A 12,389-nucleotide genomic window follows, 5' to 3' on the forward strand; every position below is an offset into this window, starting at 1 on the left:
GAGCAATTCCTGGGGAAAGGGAGAGGCTATCTTCCGGCATGTCATGGAGGAAAATCTCGTGGCCTCCAGGGGATGCTACCGCGGGTGCACGCTCCAGTGCGGACGGCGCGTCACAGTCGCCTCGGGGCCGTTCGCCACGCCCGAGCACGATGGTGGAGAGTATGAATCCGTGGCGGCCTTCACCGCCTTCGTGACCAACGAGAACGTGGATGCGGCGGTGCATGCCTCGTGGCTCTGCAACGAACTCGGGGTGGACACCATCTCCGCCGGAGGCGCAGCAGCCTTTCTGATGGAATGCGCCGAACGGGGGATTTCGTTGCCGGAGGATGCGCGATCCCTCGGCCTTGCCTGGGGGAACGGCGCTGCACTGGCGCCACTGGTGCGGAAGATCGCCTTTCGTGAAGGTGTGGGGGACCTGGTCGCCGACGGAGTGTGCCGGGCTGCGGAGCGGCTCGACTGTCCCGAGGCGCTCGCCTGGGCCGTGGCGGGAAAGGGGCTCGAGGGGCCCGCTCATGATCCGAGGGGCGGAAAGGTTCTTGCCCTCACCTACGGAACCAATCCGAGGGGAATGTGTCACATTCATCCCGTGGAGGCGAAGGCCTGGGATGGAGACAAGCTCGATTTCGGGCTGCGACGCTTCGGCCTTCCCGATCCGGAGGGAATCTCCCCCTGGGAGGAGCGGGGGAAAGGCCTGGCGGCGCGGCTTCTCCAGGACGCGGGAACGCTTCCGGAGATCCTCTGCACTTGCAAGTTCTACATGTACGCCGGAGTGACCCTGGACGATTATGCGGCCATGCTCGCCGCCGCGACGGGGTGGGATGTCTCCGGAGAGGAATTGCTCGAGACGGGAGAACGGATTTTCACCCTTCAGCGGCTCTTCAACCGGCGGGAGGGATTTGCCACCGGGGACGATGCGCTCCATCCCCGGGTTCGGGCAATGCCCGAGTTCGGGCGCTATGCGGACGATCCGCGCTGCGCCGTGGCGGATTACGAGGAGATGCTTTGGGAGTACTATGCGGCTCGGGGGTGGGATCCGGAGACAGGAATCCCCGAAGCGGAGACGCTGCGCAGGCTGGGTCTGCCTTCCGATCTCGCCGGCGGTTGAGGGAGCGGCGAAGAGGCATTGTTCTGAACGGTGTTGTTGCGGGAACGTGCGGACAAGGAACAAACGCCATGTCCTTCAGCGTTTTCAGGGACGACAGCGGGGGACATGATCGGGAAAGGGACTTGGCTTTCCGCGCAGCCGTGTTCCCGACGTAGAGAGATGCGCTGACGGTTCGATGCGGTAAGCGCTCTCTTCGCCGGAAGACAGGTCAGGAAGAACAAGCCGGGAAGAGAAAAGAGGCGTCCGCTTTTCTCTTCCCGGCCTGCGTTGTGCCCCGGTTTTTCCGCGGCGCTTTCCGGGACTCAGGCGGAAAGGGAGCGGGTTGCCTGGATGGCCTTGTCGTAGTCGGGGTGACTCGTGACTTCCGGGACGATCTCCGCGTAGCGCACCGTGCCGCTGCCGTCCACCACGAAGACCGCTCTCGCGAGGAGACGGAGTTCCTTGATGAGAACGCCCCAGGACGTTCCGAAAGAGGCGTCTCGATGATCCGAGAGAACCCGCATGTTTTCGATGTTGCCGGTGAGGCAGAAGCGGTTGATGGCGAAAGGCAGGTCCATGGAGATGTTGAGGACTGCTACGCCGGAACCGAGAGCGGCGGCCTCGTCGTTGAAGCGATGGGCCTGGAGATCGCACACGGGTGTGTCGAGCGAGGGGGCGACGCTGAGAAGGACGACCTTTCCGGCGTAATCCTTCAGCGTCACAGGGGCCAGCTTTGCGTCCAAAACGGTGAAGTCCGGAGCGGCGTCGCCGGGTTTGATCTCCGGTCCCACCAGAGTGACAGGATTTCCTTTCATGGTGACGATTCCGGTACGTTCCATGGAAAAACACCTCCTGCTCTGTGGTTGTCGTGCAACCTGATCTGCTTTTGAGTATAACAGAGTTCGGCAATACAAACAAAGGTGTCTTGCCGAGAACAGGATGCTCCCGGAAGGTTGACATGCTAAATCCATTCTTGCGGCCTCACTGCTTCGTGATGTATCCTTCTACGGGGATCTCGTGGAATTCGGGCGGCGCGCCGCTCGAACTCTTTTTGTGTCTTCATGGTGCCGGCGACGGAGGGCGTTGGGGTGTTGAGACGACCCGGAGAACGTGTTCACCATTTCTCTTCCGTAGATGAACAGGAGGCGCTGTTCCGCTACCTGCAACGGGTGGATGGAGCAAAAGACCCCGAACAGGCTTGTTCCTCCGCGATGGAAGTCATTGCGGAGAACACGCATTTTGCCTATCCCTCGGTGTATCTTCTGGATCGACGCAGTGATTCTCTTCGCCTCGCCGCCTTCGCGGGGTACGTTCCTTCCATCACGACTATCCGCAGAGGCGAGGGCATTTGCGGCAGAGCCCTCGCAACCGGGGAAATTCAACTGGTGGAAGATGTCACTCTCGATGCGGACTATATCGCGGGCAAGGAGGATACGGCATCGGAGCTGAGCATTCCGCTACTGTGGCATGGTGCCCTTCTGGGTGTTCTCGATGTGCAATCACCGAAAAAAAAGGCGTTCCAGGAAGAGGATGTCCGTTTTCTTCGTCTCCTTGCGGCAGTGCTCGGATCTGTTCTCTCCCACCTGGAGACGGAAAAACAGCTCACGCGAAATCTGGAGCGGGGGAGCATGTTCCGCAAGAACCTCCTAAGAGCACAGGAGGCGCTCAATCTTGCGCTGGAAAACCTCGTCGCCCAGAAAAGAGAAACGGAAGAGCTTGTCCGGGTCCAGCGCGCTCTCATCGACATCTCTCAAATGCTCTTCGCCTGCCGGAGTGCGGAGGAACTCTTTTCCCTCATCCTCGACGTACTCCACGGTGACCTGGGTTTCGAGTGCATTCTGCTCTTCGGCAGAGAAAACAGAAAAGCACCGCTTGCTCTCGCGGCCTTTCAGGGGCATCGCCTGGCCGACGGGGAGATCCATGAGCTTCTCGTGGAGAGAAAAGGAATTTTGGGATATGCGCTCGACTCCTGTCTTCCCTATTTGTGCAACGATACCCGCAAGGACCCCAGATATGTCCCGGACGCCTTCGGGACGCTTTCTGAACTCGTCGTTCCCATCGTCGCGAGGGGGTTTCTCTGGGGGGCGCTCGTGGCCATCAGTCCCCTGGAAAATGCCTTCACCCACAGGGACCAGGAAGTGCTTGTCCTGGTTGCAGGGTTCATGGCGGTGGTTTTGGAGAACATCGCCAATCTGGAGATGCTCTCCCGAGAGGTGCAATATATGCGCCTTCTCCATGATGTCGCGAGTGAAATTTCTCTGCTCAGAGACCGCAAGAGCGTCGCCGAGCGCGTCGTGACACTCTTGAAAAAGAACTTCCAATATACGCACGCGACGCTTTTTGAGATCGAGGATGAAAAGACCGGCGCCTGTCGCACCATTGCCGCCACGGGATATGGAGAGGAGCTGTTCGCTCCTTTCGACGCGGAACGAAAACGGCGCGGCGGAGGTTTGGTGGAATTGGCTGCCCGAACGAAAACGCTCCGTAACACGCCGGACGTTCGTCTTTGCGAGGCCTATGTTCCTACGATTTCTGGAACATTGTCGGAGCTGGACGCTCCTATCGTCTACGGGGATCGTCTTCTTGGCGTATTGGCTGCGGAGAGCGCGCATGTGGGCGCTTTTTCCCGGGAGGACGAGGAGGTCTTTTCCATTCTCGCTCGGAGCCTCGGTGCCACCTGGGCGGTGACCTCGCTTCTGGAGGATTCGGAGAGACAGGCGTTGACGGATCCGCTCACGGGAATCGCTAACCGGCGGTCTCTTTTCAAATGCATGGAGATGGCCCAGCAGGAATTGAACGAGCGGGGAGGCACTTTCGCCATCGTCATGGCCGACTTGGAACGCTTCAAGGACATCAACGACACCTTCGGCCACGCTCTCGGCGACGAAGTGCTCGTGTCCATCGCCCGGTGTTTCCGGGAAAAGGTGGGTGCTTCGGGTGTCGTGGGGCGTTATGGGGGAGACGAGTTTCTGCTGCTCTTTCCGGGAATGACGAAAGAAGCGGCGGAAGCCTTTGTCCTCCGTCTCGATGAAGCATGTCGTGCCCTTCGTTTTTCCGAACCGGTCCTGAAGGCCCGAGCGAACTTCGGTATCGCCGTTTTTCCCGAGGACGGTCCCACGCTTGAAAGAGTCTTGCGCGAGGCGGATCGAAGGATGTATGCGACAAAAGAACAGGCGTGACGGCCTGCTTCTTTTGTCGAAGTTTCTCCCCGCTGTTCCTGGTTGCGGCTGTTTTTCAGAGCAGGGAAGTGCAAACGGGGCGGGAAGTCCGGAAGGCACTTCCCGCGTCAAAGAGAATCGTGCCCTTGGTCAGGCAGAGCGCTTCGCCCCGAAGGGAAATGCGCACGCTTTCCGCAGAGGTGGTATCCTGTCTGACAGTAACCTCGCTGACGCCGCCGGGGGTGATCACGCTCACTGGAGAAAAGCATCCCAGGGAGAGACACGCAACAATTCCGCCCGCCGCGATGGCGGTGCCGCAAGAACTGGTCAGACGGTTCACGTTTCTCTGGTATGTGAGGAGCCGAACGCTCTGTCCTTCCTCGTCTCGTTCGAGAAAATTGACGTTCGTGCCCTCCGGAAAGCGCTTTGCGTCGAAACGGAGCCCTCGCGCAAGAGGAATGAGGTCGGAAGGGGACAGATCTTCGAGATTGTCGAGAGGGAGGACACAATGAGGAATGCCGCCGATGGAGAGTGCGTGATAGACGAAGTTTCTTCCCCAGAAGGAAAAGGTCTGGTGCCATTGTGCATGTCCAAGGTCCACTCCTCCCATGTCGAGTGTCACGAGAGACGTGGAGGGATCTGGCGGAACGGGATCCACCGTGGCGTGTACAATGCCTCCTGAAAAACCGAAAGTCATCTCCCGCGGGGCGATGCCGCTCTGAAAAGCGAGCCCTGCGAGGCACCGAGCACCGTTTCCGGACAGAGTCTCCTCAGAGCCGTCACAGTTGAAGGCCCTCATGAAGAAATGTTGTGCGGGATCTCTCGTTTTCTCGACGACAAGCAACCCTCCGCTCGCGAGAGTGCTTTTCTCCAGACAAAGTTCTCTGGCCAACGTCGCAAGTTCCGCAGAACAATAACCGTGCTGTCTGTTGTCGATAACGATGAACTCGTCGCCGTTAACGCGCATTTTCGTAAAAAAGATCACGCTCGCTATGACCTCCTTCTTCTCCTCTTTTCGCCTCTTCTCGTCTACGTCTCGCCGTTCTTTTTCACGTCAAGGAGGCTCCGGTCTAGAAGAAATCGCCCTCTTTCGGTTACGGTCCGAACGACGCCGAGACCAGCGCAGCATTGTCCGGCGCTTTTTCAGGGGCTGCCGAAGAAGCTTTTTCACCCCCTTGTGAGGGGTGTGGAAAGACCTTTACCGATGCTACCATACCACAACGGTTCTTTGGGGGCATTGGAGAGGATTTTCGTTTTTTTGCGGGCTTGCTCCTGAGGAGCCTCTCCGAGGGTAAAGGGTACGCGAAGGCTTCGGGGCGAAGCCTTCGCGCGGCGCTTTCTCCGCTCTCACGGTTGCGGAGGCCAGACAAGAGGGCTTTCGGGATGCCAGGCGGTGCTTATTTTACCCACCAGCGCCGGAAGAAGAGGCAGCGTCGTTTTTCCAGGGATCCACCCCGACGGGCACGCCTCCGCGCCACCCGTCTCCCGTACGTGCCGGAAGGCGGCGAGGCGGCGGAGAATTTCCCGGACATTCCGTCCCACGGAAGGAGCGAGGATCTCCGCAGCCTGAAGAATGCCGTCAGGATCGACGAGGTAGGTCGCCCGGAAATGAACGCCGGTTTTTTCGTCGAGTGCTCCGTAGGCTCTGCCGACATCACGATGGAGATCCGATGCCATGAGGAAAGGCACACGACCTTCGGGCGCCATTTTGCGGAGCTCGTGTTCCTCCCAGGCTTTGTGGACGAAGGCGCTGTCCACGCTGATGGCGATCACCTCGGCGTCGAGGGAGCGAAAGAGATCGTAATTGACGGCGAGATCGGTCAGCTCCGTGGGGCACACGAAGGTGAAGTCGCCGGGATAGAAACAGAGCACCACCCATGAACCGAGAAACCGGCTGAGATGGACGGAGAAAATCACCCCGTCCCGATAGGCGGGCACGTTGAAATCGGGAGCGCGCTCGCCGATCACTGCCAGGGGGGGCGGATTTCCCTTGCTCCGGGCCTGGAAGGCTCCTTCACCGCCACGTCCTTCATGAAAAGAAGAAGAGGTGGAATCGGGGCCGGGCGTGCGCGCAAACTCAATAGGTCCAGACAAAGGGGATACCTCCTCCGAGGACGACGCGGCGGTGCATGTCCTCTTCGATCTCCCGCAATGCCGAAGGTGTTCTTCCCTCGCATCGGGCGACGAGAATGGGTTGCGTGTTGGAGACCCGAAGCAGTCCCCATCCCTGGGGGTAGAGAATGCGCACGCCGTCCACGGTGATGGCCTTGTGCGTCTTGAGCGCTTCCTCCCGCACCGCTGCCACCACATGGAATTTTTTGTCGTCGGGGCAGGGAATGCGCGTTTCTCCCGTGCTGAAGTAGTGCGGGATGGTGCGGACGATCTCCGAGAGCCTGCGCTCCTCGAAGGACAGCAGGCGGAGGAGTCGCGCCGCGGCGTAGAAGGAGTCGTCGAAACCGTAGAATTCGTCGGCGAAGAACATGTGTCCCGAGACTTCGCCTGCGAAAAGGGCGTCGATTTCCTTCATTTTGGCCTTGATGAGGGAATGCCCGGATTTCCAGAAAAGAGGCACGCCACCGAGGCGTTCCACTTCCTCCACCAGGGCCTGGGAACTCTTGACCTCGATGATTGCCGTCGCACCAGGGTGTTTCGGAAGGATTTCCCGCCAATAGAGTGCCATGAGCGTGTCTCCGAAGAGCATTTCCCCCGCGTCGTCCACCACTCCGAGCCGGTCCGCGTCACCGTCGAAACCGATGCCCAGATCGGCTTTTGTCCGGAGGACCGTTTCCGTGAGGATCCGGAGGTTTTCTCGTACGGTGGGGTCGGGATGGTGATTCGGAAACGTGCCGTCGGGCTCCGCGAAGAGGGGGAGCACGTCGCAGCCGAGACGCCGGAAGAACTTTTCCATGAAGAGTCCCGCCGTGCCGTTTCCCGCGTCGAGCACCACCTTGAGTTTCTTCGGCCCCAGGGTAAGTTTGCGGCAGAGCATCTCCACATACTCCTCGCCGATATCGGCCCGTTCGAGGACGCCGGGGCGTTCCGCCACGAAGAAGTGCCCTGTTTCGGCGATGCGGCGGATCTCCTGGATCTGCTCGCCGAAGATCGTGGTCTTGCCGAGGGCGAGCTTGAGGCCGTTGAATTCCTTGGGGTTGTGGCTGCCCGTGATCATGACGCCGCCGTCGCAGCCGAAATGGTAGAGGCTCCAGTAGAAGAGGGGGGTCATAACGGTGCCGATGTCGATGACGTCCATGCCGGTGCTGCGCAGTCCCTCAATGATATCCCTGCGGATCCGTTTCGACGAAAGACGTACGTCACCGCCGACGGGGATCTTCCGGATGCCCTTTTCGGTGAGGAACGTTCCGTAGGCCTTGCCGACCGCGATCATGACCGGAGAAGTGAGTTCCTCCTCCGCGAGGCCGCGGATGTCGTATTCGCGAAAAATGTGAGACGGAATGTGTGCCAAGTGCGTTGCCCCCTCTGTGCCGCTCTTCCGAAGGACTCCTCGCGTCGTCCTCCTTTGGTTCTGGATTCCAAACGGCGCTTCCCGTACACTCAACTATACACGCAAGCGGCGAAAAACGGAAAGGGGTGCCTCCGTGCACGGATTTCGAATGGTTCTCCCGCTGACCTGCATCATGCTCATCGGATACCTGGCGAAGAAAAAGGGGCTTCTTCCGGACGCGGTGCTCCCATCCATCAACGGCATTCTCTACTGGATCGCCATCCCGGCGCTGCTTTTCCGGACGACCCTTCGCATCGGCGGGGAGGGTGTCGCCCAGATGAACCTCTTCTGGGCCATTCACGCGGGATTTCTTCTCGCTCCCCTGACGGCATGGATTCTCGCCCGCATCTGCCGGAACGAACCGCGGCGGGCGGCAGTGTCCGTCCTCATGGCAGTCCGCTCGAACAACGTCTTCATGGGCGTTCCCGCCATCACCATTGCCATGGGACAGGCCGGCCTGGATGCCCTTTCACACTACCTCGCCATGGGGCTCGTGGGCTACAATGCCATCTCCATCCTCGGCGCGCAATTGGCCTCGGCGAACAGACGCCTTACGCTGCGCGGCGTCGGGGCCACCCTTCTGCGTGTGCTCGCCAATCCCCTGATTGTGGCTACTGCGGGAGGACTTCTTCTGAGCCGGACCTCCCTGCAGCACCTTCCCGAATGGATCGACACGGTACTCAAGACCCTGGGGGACACGGGAAGCGGTATTGCCCTGCTCACGCTCGGCGCTTCCCTCGATCCGGGGCGGTTTGTCCGGGGGCTTCGTCGAACCGGGAGAGACGTCGTTTTCAAGCTCTTCATCCACCCCGTCATCGCCTGGGGAATGTTCTGTCTCTGGCCCACGGAGCAGATTCTCACCCAAGCCGTGGTACTCGTCTCCGCCATGCCTCCCGCGGTAAACAACTTCATCATCGCCGACGGCATGGGGCTGGATGCCGAATATGCCGCGGACGTGATCGCCGCAGGAACGATTCTTTCAGTGCTGACCCTGCCCCTCTGGGTTCGCATCCTCGGTATCGGTTAGCGCACTGGTTATGAGCGCTTCCGGCGAGCGAGGTGCCTGTTTCGGCGCCGGAATTGTCGGAACTCGATGCGGCTGGGGAGGAGCGGCCGCACCCGGGGCGGCAGAGCCCGGAAAGACCGAACACTGGCGTCCTCGTGAGGAAGTCTTTTTTCGTGATTTGAAGAAGAAAAGGGGCGAGCATATGTGTGCGCTCTCTCAAAGTTGACAATTCCGCCAGAAAAGCTATGCTTATAAAAAGTACGTCAACTTCAGATGTGATGTTTCAAACCATGACAAAGGGGGTTATTTTCATGAAGGCGCTTCTCGTCTATGCCCATCCTAACCTGAAAAGCTTCAATCACGCCGTTCTCGAAGCGGTGAAGGAGGAATTTGCGGCTGCCGGTGTTGCCTTTGACGTGCGCGATCTCTACGCTCTTTCCATGGATCCCGTGCTAAAGGCCGAGGATTTCCTGGCCATCCGGGAGGGGAAGCCCCTCGCGGATGTCGCGGAGGAGCAGCGTTTCGTCAAAGAGGCGGATCTGCTTGTGGTGATCCATCCCGTGTGGTGGTTCTCCTTGCCCGCCATCCTCAAGGGATGGATCGATCGCGTGTTCTCCGCGGGCTTCGCCTACGCCTACGGGAAAAACGGCCCCGAAGGGCTTCTCAAAGGGAAAAAAGTGGCTATCTTCAGCACTACCGGTGGAAGTGAGAAGGACTACGACACCTACGGCTTCAAGGGTGCGATCCGTACAGCCGTGGACAACGGCATTTTCGGTTTCTGCGGCATGGAGGTGATCCTGCACCATTTCATGCACGCCGTTCCCGCGGTTTCCCAGGAAGAGCGGGAGGCGATGCTCGTTCAGGTTCGCCATCTCGTGCGGGAGCAACTTCTTTCGGCGTGAGCCGCCGGTTTCTCCCCCGGAAAGAACGGGGGTGCAACAGGTTCCGGATCGGGAACAATCCCTGAGAGGGGAAAAGGCCGGTCGCACGACGGTGCTTTCGCCGTGCGACCGGCCTTTTTTGTGCCGATCCAGGGTTGCCATCCCTCGGTTCTTCCGCTAGAGTCGCGGAGGTGAAAAGAAAAGGGAGTGGTCTCATATGGAACCTCTCGTGCTGTTTCTGGTTGTGGGAGACATCCTGCTCAACGCCGGTGCCCACGTCTCACTGAAAATGGGCATGTCCTCGAAAGGTCCCGTCTCTTCCGGAGGACTCTTCGGTACCGTACGAAGGATTCTCCTCAATCCCTTCGTCCTAGGCGGCATGGCCGCCTATGTCTGCTCCTTCGTGTTCTACGCGGCACTTCTGTCGAAGATGGATCTTTCCCTCGCGTTTCCCCTCTGCACCAGCACGGCCTTTCTGCTCGTCCTCGCCGCATCGGTGCTCCTTTTCCGGGAACGGCTCAACCGACGCCGGGCCGTCGGCGCCGCGGCGATTCTCGTGGGAATCCTGCTCATTTCTCTCTGAGGACAGAAAGACGCTCCGAGAGGAAACCCTGAAAAAAGAGGCCGCCTTCGACATGCGGTCGAAGGCGGCTCGGGGGGAAGAAGAGATGGCACAGCGTGTGCACGGATGCTGCGATGTCCGTTTGCGGAAGGGAAGCGCCTTTCTCTTTTTGCGATAAGGCTATGCCTTGGCCTTCAACTGGCGCACCACGTCGATGACGGTGCCGTCGCGCCATTCGATGACGCCCACGATGCGCTCCTCGGTCTGCACGGGCTCCATGGGACCGACGAGGTCCTTTGCCTTGGCGAGGAGTTCCTCCATGGAGAGGAGGGGGAAATTCCCCGCCTCTTTGGCGGCGTCGATCAGGTCCTGGCGGCGGGGGTTGATGGTGACGCCGTACTCGGTGACCACCGCGTCCACAACCTCGCCGGGGGTCGTGACGGAATAGACCGAATCCACCACGCAGGGAATGCGTCCCCGGAGGAGGGGCTGGCTGATGATGGTCAGTTTGGCCCCGGCGGCGGTATCCTGATGGCCGCCGATGCCGTGAAGCAGCGCGCCATCAGCCTCGGTGTTCACGTTTGCGTTGAAATCCTTGTCCAGCTCCGTGGCGCCGAGGATGACCACGTCGAGCATGTTCACGGCGCATCCCTTGTTCCAGGGATTTGCGTACCAGTCGGCGGAGATCTCCACGTGGTCCGGGTTCGACGCGATGGAGCGCACCGCTTCGAGGTCGAAGGACTGCACGTCCAGAAGACGCTCCACGTATCCTTCCTTGAGCAGGTCCACGAAGTATCCCGTGATGCCTCCCAGACCGAAACTCCCCTTCACCTCTCTGCGTTTCATGGCTTCCTTCATGAAGGCCGTCACCGCCAGCGGAATACCTCCCGCGCCGGTCTGGAAGGAGATGCCGTTCTTGAAGTAGGGGCTGGCCTCGATGAGCTGCGCCGCATATCTGGAGATGAGGAGACGCAGGGGATCGCGGGTGATCTGGGTCGTTCCGGAGACGATTCCCGCGGGATCGCCGATGCTCTCCACGGCCACCACGAAATCCACGTAGAGCTGAGAGATGGACACGTTGCCGATGGGATAGGGCTGGAGACAATCCGTCACCGCCACGACACAGTCCGCGTACATGGCGTCCGTGAAGGCATACCCAAGGGAACCGCAGGCCGATTTGGAGCCGACGCCGGAGAGATTGCCGTATCTGTCCGCCCGAGGCGCGGCGAGAAAGGCCACGTCGATGTGCACGTCACCGCAGGTGACGGCCCGAGGGCGCCCTCCGTGACTGCGGAGTACCACCGGCTCCTCCATGCCTCCTTCGGAGACGAGCTGTCCGATGGGGCCGTTCACGGAGCCCATGATCCTGCGGATGACGCCGCTCTTGATGTGGGGGATGAGTTTCTTGTGCACGCCGAAGAGGGCCGTGGGGAAGAGGGTGAGGTCCCGGATGCCCATTTCCGCGCAGGCGTCGATGACCATGTTCACCACGTAGTCGCCGTTGCGGAGATGGTGATGGAAGGAGACGGTCATTCCGCTCTTCAGTCCCGATGCGGCGATGGCAGCTTTGATGTCGGGAAGCACCTTGTCCGTCTGATTGCCGAAAGTGGCCTTGATGCGGCCCCCATCTCGATTTCCCTCGGGGACGCGTTTGTCGTGGCCGAGGAAGGGCTTCACTACCCCGTAGCCGGGAATGGATTCGGGCAGCTCCCGCCCGAGCGCGTTGCGGATCATGAGTGCACCTCCTCGGACAGTCCGGCCCGGATCAGGGTGAATTCCGCCCGTTTCACCACGGGGCGGTCCACCATGCGCCCGTCAACGGAGACGGCGCCAAGGCCCCGCTCGGCGGCCTCTTTGGCGGCGGCGACGATGCGTTTCGCCTTTTCGATTTCCTTCTCCGTGGGAGTGAACACGTCGTGGATGATGGGGATCTGGTTCGGGTGGATGACGCTTTTGCCGTCGAAGCCAAGTTGTTTGATGAAGCCGACTTCCTTCCGGAGTCCTTCGTCGTCGGTGATGCGGGGGAATACCGTATCCAGGGCGTCCACTCCCGCCGCCCGGGCGGCGAGAACGAGCATTTTTCGGACTCCCTCCAGCTCGGTTCCCTCGGCGGAGCGATTGGTCCGAAGGTCTGCCGTGAGGTCTTCGCCGCCGGGGATGATGGCGGTCACGCGTTTCGAGGCTGTGGCGATCTCG

Annotated in this window: 11 protein-coding genes; 5 read left to right on the forward strand and 6 right to left on the reverse strand. The window is 60.3% G+C overall.

All coding sequences use genetic code 11. From position 1 onward, the window contains the following. Positions 1–1,105 (forward strand): aldehyde ferredoxin oxidoreductase C-terminal domain-containing protein (locus Q1K49_RS08175; protein ID WP_300524918.1); only part of this gene is annotated, 1,105 nt, incomplete at its 5' end. A gap of 302 nt (positions 1,106–1,407) precedes the next feature. On the opposite strand, the gene tpx is transcribed toward Q1K49_RS08175, so the two are convergent. Beyond that, positions 1,408–1,923, reverse strand: coding sequence for a thiol peroxidase (tpx, locus tag Q1K49_RS08180; protein WP_300524920.1), 516 nt, complete (start codon positions 1,921–1,923; stop codon positions 1,408–1,410). Positions 1,924–2,172: 249 nt separating this feature from the next. On the opposite strand from tpx, the gene Q1K49_RS08185 reads away from it, so the two are divergent. Beyond that, positions 2,173–4,263: a GAF domain-containing protein gene (locus Q1K49_RS08185; RefSeq protein WP_300524923.1), complete on the forward strand. Its 2,091-nt coding sequence runs from the start codon at positions 2,173–2,175 to the stop codon at positions 4,261–4,263. Between the two features lie 55 nt (positions 4,264–4,318). Here Q1K49_RS08185 and dapF read toward each other — a convergent pair whose 3' ends face one another. The 3 genes from dapF to Q1K49_RS08200 all read right to left on the reverse strand — a co-directional run bounded on the left by dapF (position 4,319) and on the right by Q1K49_RS08200 (position 7,705). Continuing rightward, positions 4,319–5,227 carry a diaminopimelate epimerase gene (gene dapF, locus Q1K49_RS08190; protein WP_300524924.1) on the reverse strand — a complete coding sequence of 303 codons (909 nt, stop codon included), beginning with the start codon at positions 5,225–5,227 and terminating at the stop codon, positions 4,319–4,321. A 362-nt stretch (positions 5,228–5,589) separates the two neighbouring features. After that, on the reverse strand, positions 5,590–6,336 hold the full coding sequence (gene prxU / locus Q1K49_RS08195) for a thioredoxin-dependent peroxiredoxin (RefSeq protein WP_300524926.1): 747 nt from the start codon (positions 6,334–6,336) through the stop codon (positions 5,590–5,592). After that, complete coding sequence (locus Q1K49_RS08200; RefSeq protein ID WP_300524928.1) at positions 6,320–7,705, reverse strand: phosphomannomutase/phosphoglucomutase; 1,386 nt, start codon at positions 7,703–7,705, stop codon at positions 6,320–6,322. The genes prxU and Q1K49_RS08200 overlap by 17 nt, the downstream gene beginning before the upstream one ends. A 133-nt stretch (positions 7,706–7,838) precedes the next feature. Between Q1K49_RS08200 and Q1K49_RS08205 the strand changes: the two genes are divergently transcribed. The 3 genes from Q1K49_RS08205 (at position 7,839) to Q1K49_RS08215 (ending at position 10,214) form a co-directional block, all read left to right on the forward strand. Further along, the gene (locus tag Q1K49_RS08205) at positions 7,839–8,771 is read left to right on the forward strand and encodes an AEC family transporter (RefSeq protein ID WP_300524930.1); all 933 of its coding nucleotides are present in this window, start codon (positions 7,839–7,841) and stop codon (positions 8,769–8,771) included. A 290-nt stretch (positions 8,772–9,061) separates the two neighbouring features. Beyond that, positions 9,062–9,652: an NAD(P)H-dependent oxidoreductase gene (locus tag Q1K49_RS08210; protein WP_300524933.1), complete on the forward strand. Its 591-nt coding sequence runs from the start codon at positions 9,062–9,064 to the stop codon at positions 9,650–9,652. Between the two features lie 196 nt (positions 9,653–9,848). After that, positions 9,849–10,214, forward strand: coding sequence for an EamA family transporter (locus Q1K49_RS08215; RefSeq protein WP_213694341.1), 366 nt, complete (start codon positions 9,849–9,851; stop codon positions 10,212–10,214). Between the two features lie 159 nt (positions 10,215–10,373). Here the strand turns inward: Q1K49_RS08215 and citF are convergent, their stop codons facing one another. Then, entirely contained in the window at positions 10,374–11,927 is a 1,554-nt protein-coding gene (gene citF / locus Q1K49_RS08220) for a citrate lyase subunit alpha (protein WP_213694342.1), read from the reverse strand. After that, positions 11,924–12,389 (reverse strand): CoA ester lyase (locus Q1K49_RS08225; RefSeq protein WP_300524938.1); only part of this gene is annotated, 466 nt, incomplete at its 5' end. The genes citF and Q1K49_RS08225, both read right to left, overlap by 4 nt.

Origin of the sequence: Aminiphilus sp., assembly GCF_029975095.1 — a bacterium.
Lineage (GTDB): Bacteria > Synergistota > Synergistia > Synergistales > Aminiphilaceae > Aminiphilus.